The 15,814-nt window shown below is 37.2% G+C and carries 19 protein-coding genes and 1 tRNA gene; 5 read left to right on the top strand and 15 right to left on the bottom strand.

All coding sequences use genetic code 11. The annotated features are described in order from the left end of the window. Positions 1-3: 3 nt before the first annotated feature. From lepB to PWU04_RS03230, 11 genes are all read right to left on the bottom strand, one after another. Positions 4-1,623: a signal peptidase I gene (lepB, locus tag PWU04_RS03180; RefSeq protein WP_274474365.1), complete on the bottom strand. Its 1,620-nt coding sequence runs from the start codon at positions 1,621-1,623 to the stop codon at positions 4-6. Between the two features lie 60 nt (positions 1,624-1,683). Continuing rightward, positions 1,684-2,385 (bottom strand): 4-hydroxy-tetrahydrodipicolinate reductase, encoded by a 702-nt coding sequence (gene dapB, locus PWU04_RS03185; protein WP_274474366.1) that lies wholly within the window; start codon positions 2,383-2,385, stop codon positions 1,684-1,686. Positions 2,386-2,387: 2 nt separating this feature from the next. Next, entirely contained in the window at positions 2,388-2,987 is a 600-nt protein-coding gene (locus tag PWU04_RS03190) for a DUF5683 domain-containing protein (protein WP_274474367.1), read from the bottom strand. After that, entirely contained in the window at positions 2,977-3,882 is a 906-nt protein-coding gene (locus PWU04_RS03195) for a ParB/RepB/Spo0J family partition protein (protein WP_274474368.1), read from the bottom strand. Before PWU04_RS03195 ends, PWU04_RS03190 begins: the two co-directional genes overlap by 11 nt. Before the next feature lie 3 nt (positions 3,883-3,885). Next, positions 3,886-4,650, bottom strand: a complete 765-nt coding sequence (locus PWU04_RS03200) for a ParA family protein (RefSeq protein ID WP_274474369.1) — start codon at positions 4,648-4,650, stop codon at positions 3,886-3,888. A gap of 119 nt (positions 4,651-4,769) precedes the next feature. Continuing rightward, positions 4,770-5,651 (bottom strand): SDR family oxidoreductase, encoded by an 882-nt coding sequence (locus tag PWU04_RS03205; protein WP_274474370.1) that lies wholly within the window; start codon positions 5,649-5,651, stop codon positions 4,770-4,772. Between the two features lie 86 nt (positions 5,652-5,737). Next, a complete protein-coding gene (gene scpA / locus PWU04_RS03210) occupies positions 5,738-7,864 on the bottom strand; it encodes a methylmalonyl-CoA mutase (RefSeq protein WP_274474371.1) in 2,127 nt (708 codons plus the stop codon). After that, complete coding sequence (locus PWU04_RS03215; protein WP_274474372.1) at positions 7,857-9,233, bottom strand: methylmalonyl-CoA mutase subunit beta; 1,377 nt, start codon at positions 9,231-9,233, stop codon at positions 7,857-7,859. Before PWU04_RS03215 ends, scpA begins: the two co-directional genes overlap by 8 nt. After that, positions 9,226-9,555: an FtsB family cell division protein gene (locus PWU04_RS03220; RefSeq protein ID WP_274474373.1), complete on the bottom strand. Its 330-nt coding sequence runs from the start codon at positions 9,553-9,555 to the stop codon at positions 9,226-9,228. Before PWU04_RS03220 ends, PWU04_RS03215 begins: the two co-directional genes overlap by 8 nt. Then, a complete protein-coding gene (gene udk / locus PWU04_RS03225; protein ID WP_274474374.1) occupies positions 9,555-10,160 on the bottom strand; it encodes a uridine kinase in 606 nt (201 codons plus the stop codon). Before udk ends, PWU04_RS03220 begins: the two co-directional genes overlap by 1 nt. A gap of 34 nt (positions 10,161-10,194) precedes the next feature. After that, a complete protein-coding gene (locus tag PWU04_RS03230) occupies positions 10,195-11,301 on the bottom strand; it encodes a PQQ-dependent sugar dehydrogenase (RefSeq protein ID WP_274474375.1) in 1,107 nt (368 codons plus the stop codon). A gap of 86 nt (positions 11,302-11,387) precedes the next feature. Here PWU04_RS03230 and PWU04_RS03235 point away from each other — a divergent pair. From PWU04_RS03235 to PWU04_RS03240, 3 genes are all read left to right on the top strand, one after another. After that, positions 11,388-11,462, top strand: a tRNA-Pro gene (locus PWU04_RS03235). Positions 11,463-11,796: 334 nt separating this feature from the next. Then, positions 11,797-11,925 carry a class I SAM-dependent methyltransferase gene (locus PWU04_RS13310; protein ID WP_406600937.1) on the top strand — a complete coding sequence of 43 codons (129 nt, stop codon included), beginning with the start codon at positions 11,797-11,799 and terminating at the stop codon, positions 11,923-11,925. 42 nt (positions 11,926-11,967) lie between these two features. Next, the gene (locus PWU04_RS03240) at positions 11,968-12,213 is read left to right on the top strand and encodes a hypothetical protein (RefSeq protein ID WP_274474376.1); all 246 of its coding nucleotides are present in this window, start codon (positions 11,968-11,970) and stop codon (positions 12,211-12,213) included. A gap of 38 nt (positions 12,214-12,251) precedes the next feature. Here the strand turns inward: PWU04_RS03240 and PWU04_RS03245 are convergent, their stop codons facing one another. The 4 genes from PWU04_RS03245 to PWU04_RS03260 form a co-directional block, all read right to left on the bottom strand. Beyond that, a complete protein-coding gene (locus PWU04_RS03245; RefSeq protein ID WP_274474377.1) occupies positions 12,252-13,118 on the bottom strand; it encodes a sigma-70 family RNA polymerase sigma factor in 867 nt (288 codons plus the stop codon). 10 nt (positions 13,119-13,128) lie between these two features. After that, positions 13,129-13,869: an NYN domain-containing protein gene (locus tag PWU04_RS03250; RefSeq protein ID WP_274474378.1), complete on the bottom strand. Its 741-nt coding sequence runs from the start codon at positions 13,867-13,869 to the stop codon at positions 13,129-13,131. Positions 13,870-13,874: 5 nt separating this feature from the next. Next, the gene (gene rpsU / locus PWU04_RS03255; RefSeq protein WP_274474379.1) at positions 13,875-14,069 is read right to left on the bottom strand and encodes a 30S ribosomal protein S21; all 195 of its coding nucleotides are present in this window, start codon (positions 14,067-14,069) and stop codon (positions 13,875-13,877) included. 65 nt (positions 14,070-14,134) lie between these two features. Further along, the gene (locus PWU04_RS03260; RefSeq protein WP_274474380.1) at positions 14,135-14,329 is read right to left on the bottom strand and encodes a cold-shock protein; all 195 of its coding nucleotides are present in this window, start codon (positions 14,327-14,329) and stop codon (positions 14,135-14,137) included. A gap of 406 nt (positions 14,330-14,735) precedes the next feature. Here PWU04_RS03260 and PWU04_RS03265 point away from each other — a divergent pair, with 406 nt between their 5' ends. Further along, positions 14,736-15,296, top strand: coding sequence for a helix-turn-helix domain-containing protein (locus PWU04_RS03265; protein ID WP_274474381.1), 561 nt, complete (start codon positions 14,736-14,738; stop codon positions 15,294-15,296). 96 nt (positions 15,297-15,392) lie between these two features. Beyond that, a complete protein-coding gene (locus tag PWU04_RS03270; RefSeq protein ID WP_274474382.1) occupies positions 15,393-15,635 on the top strand; it encodes a hypothetical protein in 243 nt (80 codons plus the stop codon). The last annotated feature ends 179 nt before the right edge of the window (positions 15,636-15,814 follow it).

Consider the following 15,814-nt stretch of genomic DNA (forward strand, 5'->3'; position numbering starts at 1 on the left):
AGATTAGGCAGCTTTCTTTCTTTTCTTTCTCCATTTGTTACCAATATACCCAATAACAACAAGTACAAGGAATGGTATTAAATACGATTTAGGCTCACCTGTACCATGTACAGTAGTGAACACACGATCCCAACGGACTTTTTGCAAACCAGATTTATTGCTGTCTAAACTCATCCATATGAATACCGGCTTACCAACAACATGGTCGAACGGTACAAATCCCCAAGCACGTGAATCTTGTGAGTTATGACGGTTGTCACCCATCATCCAATAGTAGTTTTGCTTAAAGGTATAACTGCTTGCAGGTTTTCCGTTAATGATAATCTGGTTGCCCTCAATGCGCAATGTGTTTCCTTCATATTCCGTTATAGCACGTTTGTAAACTTCTAAGTTTTCAAGTGAAAGATTAATGCTAGATCCTTCTTGTGGAATAGTGAAAGGGCCCATAAAATCGTTATTCCAATTATAAGCAACATCATGAGGGAAAATTCCAGCATCTCTCTTTCCTGCAGTTTGCTTTATTGGGTTAACACCTGCGATATCTGGATGGTTCTTTAGTCTGCCAATAGCTTCATTAGTTGCTGCGGGAATCATGTACGATATAGGTGCGCCCTCTAAATTAGGATTATATGAAGGACCGTAAGCTAAACCATCTGTAATATCATATCTTGAAAGAATCTCCATAATTTGTGAAGGATGAAGGTTTCTTTTAAAAGTGATTTCGTATGAAAACTGAAGTTTAGTTCTATCCGGTAAATCGTTTTGTTCACCGTTAATGTAAACATATCCGTTACGAACTTCAAAACTGTCGCCAGGTAAACCAACGCAACGCTTAACATAGTTTGTCTTTTTATCGATTGGTTTAAAGTAATTCCTGTCTGTAGTGCGCATTGTAAGCATGGTATCAACAGGCCAATTGAAAACAACAATATCGTTACGTTCTATTTTTTCAAAGCCAGGTAAACGCATATAAGGCAATAAGAGTTTGTTTAAAAGCGATGAATTTTTCTCTTCTGGTTTATCATTTACCAAATACGATTTAATGCCTGTTCCAGGAATGGAATCGTGAACCATTGGTAAAGCCAAGGTTGTTTGTGGGATACGGGCACCATAATTTACTTTACTCACAAACAGGAAGTCTCCTACTAAAAGCGTTTTTTCCAAAGAAGAGGTTGGGATGGTGAATGGTTGAATAAAATAGGTATGTACAATTGTTGCAGCCACTACGGCAAATAAAATTGAACTAACCCATTCGCCTAAGGCAGTTCTAGGGTGTAAACTTCTGTCTTTTACATATTGAACATCCGTAGCGTAGTTTAGGTAATAGTTATATATCCCAAGCGATAGAATAGCAAGAAATGTATCGGTAGGAGAGTTTTTGCCAAAACTTCTGGCGGTTTCAACCCATACTACTGGGAACATAATTAAGTTTACAATTGGGAGAAATAATAAAATAACCCAATACCAAGGACGGTTTATTATTTTCATTAGAACTATAGCATTGTAAACGGGAACAAAGGCTTCCCATGCTTTACGTCCTGCTTTTTGATAAAGTTTCCAGGTACCCAGACCGTGGATTAATTGTACAATTAGAAAAAATATAAACCACCCTAATAGTGTCATAATATGTCTTTTTTAGAATTAGTAGTAAGATGTATCAATAGTTACAATCCGTTGTTTTGATTAACCAATGTTTAACACATCTTTCATGGTAAAAACACCTTTTTTACCAGCTATCCATTCTGCAGCGATTACGGCTCCCAAAGCAAAGCCTTGGCGGCTATGTGCCGTGTGTTGAATGGTAATTGTATCTACATCACTTGAGTAATTTATGATGTGTGTACCTGGTACCTCTGGAATTCGCTTAGCAATAATTGGTAGAGTCCCATTTGATTCATTTTCAAGTTTCCAATTTGAATAGCTTTGATGTTCAACAATGATATCTTCTGCCAATGAGATAGCTGTACCACTTGGAGCATCCAATTTTTGGGTATGATGAATTTCCTCCATGGATACTTTATAATCCTTAAGTGTATTCATCATTTTCGCTAAAGTCTTGTTCAGCTCAAAGAAAATATTCACTCCAAGGCTAAAATTTGAAGCATAAATGAAGGCACCATCATTTTCCTTGCAAATTGAAACTATATCGTCATATTTGTCCAACCAACCTGTAGTTCCCGAAATTACAGGAACACCTTTGTTTAAACAGTTTGAGATATTGTCAACGGCAGAATCTGGTATGCTAAAATCTATAGCTACATCGGCAGTAGTGATATCGTATTTAGTATCTTTTTTGGCTTTTATTACAATAGAGTGCCCACGTTCTATGGCTATTTTTTCAATAGCCTGGCCCATTTTTCCATATCCTAATAAGGCAATTTTCATAACTAAAATTTAAAGTTTAGAGTAAGTCCTAAGTTACTTGAAGCATCCTTTTCATCAAGTTTAAAATGTGGTGCTAATGACAAGTTTTCGTCTACATTGTACTGTAAGAGGTGAGCGTCTACGTTGGCATCAATAATGTTAAGGGCATAGACACCAATAGAAACTAATAACCAGAGATCTCTATTTCTACGAAATTCTTTTTGAGCGTTCCGTAAACCTTCATCAGAAATACGTCCATAAAACTCATCATCAGTATACCCCCCTAATCTACGTTTATAAGCATCTCTAGCACGATTGTAGTTATCATTGTTATAGGTATACGCATATATACTTCCACCTAAGGCAGCATAGACTATAGGGATTTTCCAATATTTTTTATTGTAAGCTTGGCCTAAACCTGGCAAGACAGCCGAATAAAATGCAGCACGGGCAGGAGATAAAGGGTCTATAGGTTTCCTTATGGTTGCTTTAGTGTCTACGTATAGGCTGTCAGAAGTGGTTGGCTTGGCTTTAGGTAAGTCTTCTTTTTTCTTGTCTTGGGCTAAGGCTGTAAGACTTATGCCTAAGAAAAAGAAAACCAATATAATGCCTTTATTCTGCACTTTCCAATAATTTTTTTATACGGATAAAATCGTCCTCAGATTTAAAAGGAATAGTAATTTTCCCTTTTCCGTTTTTGGCAACCTTAATGTCTATTTTATTGCCAAAGAATTTTGAAAACTCTCTCATTCCCTGCTCTGCAAACGAAGGCAGTATAACTTTTTGAGGTTTTGGTACTGAAACCTCATTAGTGCTATTGTAATTTCTAACAAGAGTTTCTGTATCGCGCACCGATAATTTCTCTTGGAGAATTTTTTTATAAATATCTAATTGAATCTCTTGGTCTTCAATATTAATAATGGCACGACCATGTCCCATACTGATGAACCCATCACGCATACCGGTTTGGATTATAGGATCCAATTTCAGCAAACGAAGATAGTTAGCAATGGTTGATCGTTTTTTACCTACACGCTCACTCATTTGCTCCTGAGTCAAACTGATTTCATCAATTAATCTCTGATAAGATAGAGCAATTTCTATAGGGTCTAGGTCCTGACGTTGAATATTCTCAACAAGAGCCATTTCCAAAGATTCCTGGTCGTTGGCAATACGGATGTAGGCCGGAATGGTTTCCAAACCTAAAGACTTGGATGCTCTAAAACGACGTTCACCAGATACCAGTTGGTATTTGTTAAAATCTAGTTTTCTAACCGTAATAGGTTGGATTACACCAAGCTCTCTAATGGATATTGCCAATTCCTCAAGTGTTTCTTCGTTGAAGTTTGTTCTTGGTTGAAATGGATTGACCTCGATAGAATCGATGTCCAATTCGACAATATTACCGATAACTTTATCGGCATTTTTATCTTGTACTGAAGTTATATCGTTTGATGGATCTTTTAATAATGCGGATAAGCCTCTACCTAAAGCCTGTTTCTTCGTCGCCTTCGCCATGTATTAGGAGTTTTTAGTGATAATTTCTTTCGCTAAGCTTAAATAGTTTGTGGCACCCTTGCTGGCTGCATCGTAATTAATAATACTTTCTCCATAACTAGGAGCCTCGCTTAAACGTACGTTTCTCTGAATAATGGTTTGAAAAACCATATCGTTAAAGTGTTTTTGAACTTCTTCAACAACTTGGTTTGATAAACGTAAACGGGAATCGTACATAGTTAACAACAAGCCTTCAATGTCAAGCTCAGGATTATGGATTTTTTGTACACTCTTTACTGTGTTTAGCAATTTCCCCAAACCTTCCAATGCAAAATATTCACATTGAATAGGAATAATAACTGCGTCGGCTGCGGTCAAGGCGTTAAGTGTTAATAGTCCAAGTGAAGGAGCACAATCAATAAGAATGTAATCGTAATTATCTTTTACACTTTCCAATGCTTTTTTTAGCATGTATTCTCTAGAATCTTTGTCTACCAATTCAATTTCGATAGCCACAAGATCAATATGTGCGGGAACAAGATCTAAATTTGGTGTGTCTGTTGAAGTGATAGCGTCTTGAACGGTATGGGTGTGTTCAAGAAGTTGGTAGGTTCCTATCTCAACAGTTTCAACATCAATACCTAAACCAGATGTAGCATTGGCTTGGGGGTCAGCATCGATCAATAATACTTTTTTTTCCAGCACACCTAGTGATGCTGCTAAATTTACCGAGGTTGTGGTTTTACCAACCCCGCCTTTCTGGTTAGCAATTGCAATGATTTTACCCATTAAATGATTTGGTTTTTGTTAGCGTAAAAATACGATTATTTATGAGTTATAAAAACGGAAATTGTTAACAAAGAGTCAACAATTTCTATTAGGGTAAATATGCAATTATAGGGACGTGCTTACGATTGTTTTTTACTTCTTATAAGACGCTCCAATTGGTCCCATAATTCTTCAGGAATTTGGTCTAGAAGATTAAACTGACCTGCACCTTTAAGCCATTCCCCGCCGTCAATGGTTATCACTTCTCCATTAACGTAAGCAGCAAAGTCTGATACTAAATAAGCTGCGAGGTTTGCGAGTTCTTGGTGATCACCAACTCTTTTAAGTGGTACTTTTTTAGCCATGTCGAATTTGTCCTTTAAATCACCAGGTAACAATCTATCCCAAGCACCTTTAGTAGGGAATGGACCGGGCGCAATGGCGTTAAAGCGCATACCATATTTAGCCCATTCTACGGCCAAACTTCTGGTCATGGCAAGTACACCTGCCTTAGCAGTAGCACTAGGTACAACGTATCCAGAGCCAGTCCAAGCGTAGGTCGTTACAATATTTAATACGTTTGTGTTGGTTTGGTTTGTTTTTATCCAATGTTTCCCAAATACCATGGTGCAGTTTTTGGTTCCCTTTAGGACGATATCGATTATGGTATCGAAGGCATTTGAGGACAGTCTTTCGGTAGGGGATATGAAGTTACCAGCTGCATTGTTTACTAAAATGTCAACGGTTTTAAATCTTTCGATGACCTGTTTGTGCATGTTCTCCACTTGCTCATAATCGCGAACATCGCAAGCTAATGGCAAGCAGGTTCCTCCGGTTTGCTCTTCCAGTTCTTTGGCAGTGTTTTCCAGTTTTTCAAGGTTTCTCGAAGTAATAGCTACATTGGCGCCAAGTTCTAAAAAGTATTTGGTCATGGCTTTTCCCAAACCACTACCACCACCGGTAACTACAATTGTTTTGTTTTTTAAGGCATCGTCGCGAAGCATTTTAGCAGTATAATTCATATGGTTAAATTTTCTTAAATATAGATAAAAAAACAGGCTTTCCTCCAAATTGAAGAAAGCCTGTTTGAAATTATAATTGAATACTATTACTCCTCTATAAGGATCTCAAGAATCTTGATAGCTGCATCGCTGATTTTGGTTCCAGGACCGAATACTGCAACGGCACCGGCATCAAATAAATATTGATAATCTTGCTTAGGAATTACACCTCCAACAATTACCATAATATCGTCGCGACCATAAGCTTTAAGGGCCTCGATAACTTGAGGTACCAAGGTTTTATGCCCTGCAGCTAATGAAGATACGCCCAGTACATGAACGTCGTTCTCAACAGCTTGTTTGGCTGCTTCTTGAGGCGTTTGGAACAAAGGTCCTATATCCACATCAAAACCTACATCGGCATAACCTGTAGCCACTACTTTGGCACCACGGTCGTGACCATCCTGTCCCATTTTGGCAATCATTATTCTAGGTCTTCTACCTTCTTCTTCAGCAAAAGCATCGGCTAATTGACGGGCCTTGTTGAATGAATCGTCGTCTTTTATTTCTTTACTGTACACGCCGCTAAATGATTTTATTTGAGCTTTATATCTGCCGAAAACAGCTTCCAAGGCATCACTGATTTCTCCTAATGTAGCACGTTCGCGAGCTGCATTAACAGCTAAAGCCAATAGGTTTTCGTTTCCGTTTTTGGCTTCCTCCGTAAGCGTTTTAAGTGCTGCTTGAACCTTATCGTTATTTCGGTCTGCTTTCAGTTTGTTTAAACGTTCTATCTGTTGGTTTCTTACCGTTTGGTTGTCTACCTCAAGAATATGCAACGGATCTTCCTCTTTTAAACGGTATTTGTTTACCCCAACAATAATATCCTGACCAGAGTCGATTCTCGCTTGTTTTCTAGCTGCAGCTTCTTCAATCCTCAATTTAGGAATTCCTGCTTCAATAGCTTTGGTCATTCCGCCAAGTTCTTCAACTTCCTGAATTAAATCCCAAGCTTTTTGAGCGATATCATGGGTTAGTTTTTCAACATAATAACTACCGCCCCAAGGATCTACGGTATTAGTGATCTTTGTTTCTTCCTGAAGGAAAATCTGTGTGTTTCTTGCGATACGGGCAGAGAAATCTGTTGGTAATGCAATAGCTTCATCCAAGGCATTGGTGTGAAGCGATTGAGTACCTCCAAAAGCAGCTGCAGCTGCTTCAATACAGGTTCTAGCCACGTTGTTAAACGGATCTTGTTCCGTTAAACTCCAACCACTGGTTTGACAATGGGTACGTAAAGCCAAAGACTTAGGGTTTTTAGGATTGAACTGAGCAACCAGTTTCGCCCACAGCATTCTAGCGGCTCGCATTTTGGCAATTTCCATAAAATGGTTCATCCCTATGGCCCAGAAGAATGATAGGCGAGGAGCGAAGGTATCGATGTCCATACCTGCTTCCAACCCTTTTCTTATGTACTCTAAACCATCTGCTAAAGTATATGCCAGCTCAATGTCGCAAGTTGCTCCGGCTTCCTGCATATGGTAACCAGAAATACTAATACTGTTGAATTTAGGCATGTTTTGGCTCGTGTATTCAAAAATATCCGAGATAATCTTCATGGAAGGTGTAGGAGGGTAGATGTAGGTGTTACGAACCATAAACTCCTTAAGGATATCGTTTTGGATGGTTCCAGCCAATTTTTCCGGAGATACACCTTGTTCCTCTGCGGCAACAATGTAAAAAGCCATGATAGGAAGTACGGCTCCGTTCATGGTCATAGATACCGACATTTTATCCAACGGAATCTGATCGAAAAGTACTTTCATATCTTCAACAGAATCGATAGCTACACCAGCTTTACCAACATCACCAACAACACGTTCGTGGTCTGAGTCATATCCACGGTGGGTCGCAAGGTCGAAGGCTACCGAAAGTCCTTTTTGACCTGCGGCAAGGTTACGTCTGTAAAACGCGTTACTTTCTTCTGCAGTTGAAAATCCTGCATATTGACGGATAGTCCATGGTCTACGAACATACATGGTGCTGTAAGGACCTCTCAGGTTTGGAGCCATTCCAGCGGCAAAGTTCAAGTGATCTAAACCATTATAATCCTCTGCAGAGTACGTTGATTTTACTTCAATGTCTTCGGCAGTATTAAATGTGCTCTCAGTTGTTTTTTCGGTAGTGTTTTTCCCTTGGGAAAGACTTATATTTTGGATGTTCTTTCTACTCATCTTCCAGTCTTTTTTGTTCAACGGCTTCGGCTAAACGCTTTTCGATAATTGGTTCGATCAAGGTTTTTCTAGATTCGGTTTTAAAGAATGGATATAGTTCTAAATCCCCTTTCATTTTGTCGTCTGGGTTTGGATGTTTGTTGGTCCCCAACAAAATTTCTTTTCCTTCGTTAAACTGTTCTTGCTCTTTGGTTGCCGATTCCTTGATTTTTCTTTGGATGGTTCCTTCTTTTAATTGTTTTAAAAAGCCTCCGTTAGCTTCTAGATCCTTGAATAATTCCAGAGCTTTTTCTGCTAACTGTTGTGTAATGTATTCAATGTAATAGGAACCATCAGCAGGGTTGTTTACCTTGTCCAGATAACTTTCGTTCTTAAGTACCAAAAGTTGATTACGAGCGATACGATCCCCAAATTCATTGTCTTTATGATAAATGGCATCGTAAGGTAAATTGCAAACTGCGTTAGCGCCACCTAGAACCGCACTCATACATTCGGTAGTTGTACGCAACATATTGGTGTTGTAATCGTAAAGAGTTTTATTGCGCTTGGTTGGCTGAGCGATGATGTTACAAGTTGAAGTGATACTATATTCATTAGCCAAAGATTCCCATAGTAACCTTAAAGCTCTTAGTTTGGCAATTTCGAAGAAATAATTCGTGCCTGCCGAAACCTTAAAAGTCACTTCGGTATCTAATTTACCTTCACTTGTAAAGTGGTTTAAATATTCGTTGCAATGTGCCATGGCATAGGCTAATTGCTGTACCATATTTGCTCCCGCATTTTGATATAAACTTATATCAACTGCCAAAACCGATTTTAAGTTCGGGCTGTTTTTTATAATAGCCTCCAATTCGGCATGATCATCCTGTAAAGTGCTATGCCAGTTTCCGCTTTTTGCCAGATTACCTATAATATCGTTTGTAATATAAAAAGTAGCCTGATGTGTCTTCGAGAATTCATTGAGTTGCTTTATGAAAGCAGCTGAAAGGAATTGCAGTTCAAAGTAGAGTGGAGTTTTGTTTAAGTCTATATTTTTGAAAAGGTCGGTTAGACTTACATCAGACTTAGGTAAAACAAATGTGATGCTCTCGGCACCACGGTTTAGGGCATCAACAGCTTTGGCATTGGCAGCTTCGATGTCATAAACGAAAATAGCTTGGTTTACCAACCATGCTGTAGCTTGAGTGTAGCCGCTTTTAGGAGTGGTGATAATATCTTCCTTATTGTAAAAGGGTTTTATATCGATTCCCTCATTGGTATGATGAATAAGGGTTTCATTATAATCGGCTCCTTTTAAATCGGCTTGGATCTGTTGTTTCCATTGTTTAGCTGAGACTTCAGGGAAATCATTGAACAGCGTTTTATTCATGGTCTTTTATTTTTAAACTGTCTTCGTATTCTATAATGTATATTTCTTCGTTCTCACGTTTCATATAATATTCTTCACGTGCGAATTTTTCAAGGCCTTCATCGGTATTTATTTTCCTAATGGCCTTCTTGTCTTTTTCTATTTCCTTGCGATAATATTCCTTTTCGGCTTCCAAGTCTTTAATGTCTTCATTTAGGTCGCGATGGATGAGCCATGAGTTAGCATCGAAAAAGAGCATCCAAATGGCAAAACAAACCAATGCTAAAATGTAAAGGTTTTTTAAGGGTTTAAGGAATTTACTATTTAAATACTTTTTCTTCATTATAGCTTCTCGTTAATTATGGTACGCACAATATCTATAGCTACTGTGTTGTACCTATTATTGGGAATAATAATATCGGCATATTCCTTTGAAGGTTCAATAAACTGTTCGTGCATGGGTTTTAAAGTGGTTTGGTAACGCATCAACACTTCGTTTAAATCCCTTCCACGTTCTGCGGTATCTCGTTTTAATCGGCGAATGAGACGTTCGTCACTATCAGTATGCACAAATATCTTAATATCGAACAGCTCACGGAGTTCTGCATTCGTCAGTATTAAAATACCTTCAACAATCATCACTTTTTTTGGAGGTGTTGCAACCGTTTCGCCAGTGCGGTTATGCTCAACAAAAGAATAAACAGGTTGCTCTATGGTCGTGCCTGTTTTGAGTTGTTTTAGGTGGTTGGTCAAAAGTTTAAAGTCTATGGAGCGAGGATGATCAAAGTTGATTTTTACCCGTTCTTCATAGCTTAGATGAGAGGTGTCGGAATAATAAGAATCCTGTGAAATCACTGCGACTTCATGTGATGGCAGCTCATTAACGATTTGGTTAACCACAGTGGTTTTACCACATCCCGTACCTCCAGCAATTCCAATAATAAGCATGAATGAGTAATTTGTTGTTAGGGCAAATTTAAGATTATTTCTTTGGAATGATTTTAACGATGCCAACATTTTCCACTCCGGCATAAATATAGCCATCAGGACTTATCTCTACCGATCGTACACGACCAAGTCCATCTATTAAACGTTGCTCGTTAACAATTTTATTTGCTTTAAGCGTAATTAGGTTTAAGTATTGAAATTTTAAAGAGCCTACTAGTAAATGGTTTTTCCAATTGGGATAAACATTACTTGTGATGAAAGTCATGCCGCAAGGTGCTATTGAGGGATTCCAATAATGGATAGGTTGCTCCATTCCCGGTAGAGTGGTATATTTTGAAATTGTAGTGCCACTATAGTTCTTGCCAAATGTAGCCAAGGGCCAGCCGTAATTATTGTTGGGTTCTATAATATTGATCTCGTCACCACCTTTAGGGCCGTGTTCATTTTCCCAAAGTTCCTTGGTAACGGGATTGAAAGCCAATCCTTGCGGGTTTCTGTGTCCGTAAGTGTAAATGGCCTTTTTGGCATTTGGTACATGCACAAAAGGATTGTCGGCAGGGATTTTACCATCGTCGTGTATTCTGTAAATTTTACCGCCATCCCGAGTTACATCTTGCGGATTGGTGTCACGATCACCTCGATCACCTATGCTGAAATAGAGGTAATTGTTTTCGTCGAAAACCATGCGGCACCCAAAGTGTTGACCCTTACTGGTGTCTGGAGTTGCTTTGTAAAGCACTTGTTTGTCAATCAAAGTATCGTCAATAAGCTTGGCACGCATGATGGTTGTGTTGGCACCATTCCCATTCTTATCAGTAGAAGCATATGCCAAATAGATCCATCCATTTTCTTTAAAGTTTGGGTGAAGCTCAATATCCATTAATCCACCTTGACCAAGAACTGTAATTTGTGGTAAGTTTTTTATTGGAGTTTTAAATCCATTATGATATTTTAATAATAGACCTTCTTTTTCGGCTACCAATATGTCTCCGTCAGGGAGAAACACAAAACTCCAAGGGATGCTGAGGCCAGATATGATAATCTCATGTGTATGTTCCGTATTAACAGGGTTTTTGTCCTGAGCACAAGCGAACAAACCACAGTAGATTATCGGGATGAAAAAGAGAGGGTTAATTTTCATAGGGCGCAATCAACAATTTGAAGTTACAAATTAAAAATAAATATTCTTTGTTTTTAAAGAATAAGCTATATATTTGCACCGCTTTTCGGGGTGTAGCGTAGCCCGGTTATCGCGCCTGCTTTGGGAGCAGGAGGTCGCAGGTTCGAATCCTGCCACCCCGACTGAAGAGCCGAACAGTTCCTGTTCGGCTTTTTTTATGTCTTATATTTATGGTGTTTAGTGTTGGGTGTTGGATAGGAGTTTTCAGAGTATAACATATACAGATTAAAATAAAATGGCAGAATATTGGGAATCGAATTTTAAGGATAAGCAGGCCATGTAGGGGGATAAATCTACAGATTCAGCTATTTGAGCGGCTTCTTATTTTCAAGATAAGGGATTGAAAGATGTTTTAATACCAGATTACGGATACGGTAGAAACGCAAAGGAGTTTATTGATAATGGGTATGAGGGACCGGTATTGAAATTTCGGAAACCGTAATTGAAATAACCAAGATGCATTATGGTAATCATATTAATGTTTATTGTGGTTCTGTAGTTGATATGCCTTTTGATGATAAGCCATATGATGGTATTTTTTGTTATGCCTTAATCCATTTGTTGAATGAGAATGAACGTTTATAATTTATTAGTAATTGTTATGCACAGCTAAAACCAGGAGGCTATATGGTTTTTGTAGCCCTTTCGAAAAACGATAACCGATACATAGTAGGGCGTGAAATTCGTAATAATAGGTTTGAAATCAAGCACGAAGCCAAACTGTTTTTTTATGATAGGCCTTCAATAGAGGTAGACTTTGCTGATTATGGTTTTATAGAGGCTAATGAAATAAATAAGCCTGTAAAACCTTTAGCTAATAAACCTATTGAAGTGTTTTGGCAGATTATCAGTAAAAAAGAATTAGTCGGTTAACAGTAAAGGGTTTAGGAGGTAGGGGAATGGAAGCTTGTTTACGAGGCCAGATACTTTAAAAGGATGTCGGCCCTTCCAGAGTTTTTAATGTTAATTATGGCCATTTCTTTTATTTGACGCACCCTTTCTCTTGTTATATTGAACATAACACCAATTTCGCTTAAACTTTTTGCGTTGTCATGACCAATACCGTAATAAAGTGTTATTATTTCGGATTCTCTTTGGGATAGAGAGTTTAGTACCGATTTTAAATCTATTTTGAGGGAAGTGGTTAGTAGCGATTCGTCAGGCGGAGGGGAGTCTTCATTTTTTAAAATATTATACATATTTAGGTTTTCGTCGTCTGATATGGAATCGTCCATAGATACATAATGTCCTGAACTTTTTTTACAAAGATCTATTTCTGCTACAGAGACTTCAATGATATCTGAGATTTCCTCAGAGGAAGGAACTCGATTGTGTTCTTGTTCAAAAACAGCTGTGGATTGTTTGATTTTGTTGAGAATCCCTATCTTATTGAGCGGAAGCCTAACGATCCTCGAATTTTCGGTTAAGGCTTGAACGATGGTTTGTCTAATCCACCATACGGCATAGGAAATAAACTTAAAGCCACGTGTTTCATCAAATCTTCTAGCGGCTTTTAAAAGGCCAAGATTGCCTTCGTTTATCAAATCTGGCAAGGATAATCCTTGGTTTTGATATTGTTTGGCAACCGATATTACAAATCTAAGGTTGGCTTTGGTAAGTTCGTCTAGAGCGAGTTGGTCGCCTTCCTTGATTCTGACTGCCAGTTGGACTTCTCTCTCTGCTGAGATTAGGGTTATTTTGTTTATTTCATTTAAATACTTGTCTAAGGACTGATTATCTCTGTTGGTGATTTGCTTACTTATATGCAGTGGTCTCATGTAGATGGGGTTAAGGAATTATCCTAACATAAATAAGCTTTTGATTGCCCTTATGGTTTTTTCTGGGTTCTATTTCCAATTTGCCAATAGACTTGATTAATGGTGTTAATTTTTGGAAGCCATAATTTCTGGGGTCGAAGTTTGGTTGCTTTTTTTGCAACAAGGCTCCTACCTCTCCCAAAAACGCCCATCCATCTTCATCTTCCAAATCGGAGATTGTAGAGGTTATTAAGTTCTCAACTGCTGGGGTTATTTTATCAATTTTATTCTTATCCTGTTTAAGTTTTAAAGAACCAGTTTCTTCTTGTTTAGGTTCTTTTTTAAGGATTTCCAGATAAATAAACTTATCGCAGGCAACAATAAAGGGATTTGGGGTTTTCTTTTCGCCAATTCCATAAACAATCATACCGGCCTCACGGAGTCGCATGGCCAATTTTGTGAAATCGCTATCGCTGGAAACCAGGCAGAAACCTTTTACTTTACCAGAATATAAAATATCCATGGCATCGATTATCATTGCAGAATCGGTAGCGTTTTTACCAGTGGTATACCCATATTGCTGAATAGGGGTAATAGCACTTTCGAGAAGCACGTTTTTCCATTTGGTTAAATCAGGTTTTGTCCAATCGCCATAAATTCTTTTTATGGTTGGGTTACCGTACTTTGCAATTTCTTCGAGCAATTCCTTAACATAGCCGGAGGGGATATTATCCCCATCGATTAAAACAGCTAAGTGAAGATCAGTTTTCATAGCGCTTAAATTTCCTTAGAGCGCTCGTATTCATCTTTATATCTAGCTTTTGCAATTTCTTCACGTCTTTCTTGAGACTTCTTTGTAAAAAATTGATTGGCTCGAATATTTTGAATCTGTTTGGTTTTTCTAACTTTTTGTTTATATCGTTTTAGTGCGCGATCTATGTTTTCGCCTGGTTTAATGTCTATTATAAGCATGATAATTATGGTTTTAAAAAAAGGTCAATAATCTAAGTGATTAGTGACCTTTAAATTTTTGTTACTTATTTAATAACTTCTACGTTAATTGCGTTAAGACCTTTTTGTCCTCGTTCTGTAGAAAATCTAACCTTGTCATTTTCGTTAATAGATTCGGTTAGTCCTGATTCATGTACAAAGATATCCTCTTGGTTATCTGATGTCGTAATGAATCCAAATCCTTTTGTTCTGTTGAAGAACTTTACTGTTCCTTCTTTCATAATAATAAAATTTAAGTGTTTAATAATTGTTACTGGAATGCAATCCAAACAAGCAATTATGCGAGGTGAGGGAGGATAGTATATTTTATCCCCATGATGACATTAAAGTAATTGCTAGCGGTAAAAAATGAAATAGGAAGTAATTAAACTGGGAAGGATAAAAATCTTGACTAAATGATAAATTAGCTAACTGAAGCAAAGTAATGCTTTTAAATTGGTTAAATCTAATAATTAACTGTTTAATTCATAAAAGCTTATGTTTTGGAATTAAGTGTCTTACATAGAAGGGAGTAGTTTATGTAGTAACTTAAAAAGTATATATCGATTTTATTGACAGTTTTTAAGAAAGAAAAACTTTCCTTGTATCTTTAAGAAAACCAAATATCATAACGATTTGTATAAAACCATGAAGTTATATATCAAGTATATGGTGAGTTTAAGGTGTAAACTCATGGTTAAAACAGAGTTGGAAAATCTTGGATTGCGTTATGCCAATATTGAACTTGGGATGATTGAAATTGAAGAGGGTTTAGATGAAGAAAAGAAGCAGCAACTTAAAACGAATTTATTAAAATCAGGTTTGGAACTACTGGATGATAGAAAAAGTATCCTTATTGACAAAATAAAGAATCTAATTATAGAAATGATACACTATTCTGAAGAAGTGCCCAGAGTTAATTATTCAGATTATATCAGCGAAAAATTGGGGTATGATTATACGTATTTGTCCAATATTTTCTCGGAAGTTAAAGGGATAACCATTCAGCATTTTATAATAAACCACAAAATAGAAAAAGCAAAAGAACTCATACTCTATGATGAATTAAACATCACAGAAATATCTTATAGGCTAAACTATAGTAGTGTTTCACATCTATCTAACCAATTTAAAAAAGTTACGGGATATACACCTTCATACTTTAAGAAAATAGGGGAAATGAGAAAAACGAATTTGGAAAACCTGTGACTTATGTAACAATGAGGTGAACATATGTAATTTTTTAGCAGTGCTTATTGTCATCTTTGTAAGAGTACAATAAAGTACTTATTAATGCTTAATATTATGGAAAACAAGAGTAGACAAGTTGGCAACTCAAGTGAAATTTTTAAAATCCAAGGGGATTGGAACAAACAGTCCAAGGCTCTTCAAGATAAATATCCAAAGTTAACAAGCTATGATTTAAAGTACGAAACCGGAAAGGAAAAAGACTTATTCATGCGATTGGGAACCAAGTTAGATAAAAATAGAAATGAGGTTATCGCTATTTTGAAAAGCAACCAAGATGACTGTAAGAAGACTTCTTAGTTTTTTAAAAGCATATCTGTAATATATGTAAATACAAATCAGATATGTATAAATGGAAATGACTAGTAGTACTTTAAATTTACTTTAGATAATTGTGCCAAATAGATGCGATAAATCAGGTTTAAGTATAAAAAAGATTGAGCTACTATTTAAGCCACAAGTACTTAAAATAACATCTA

The sequence above is a fragment of the Mangrovimonas aestuarii genome (genome assembly GCF_028767185.1).
Classification (GTDB): domain Bacteria; phylum Bacteroidota; class Bacteroidia; order Flavobacteriales; family Flavobacteriaceae; genus Mangrovimonas_B; species Mangrovimonas_B aestuarii.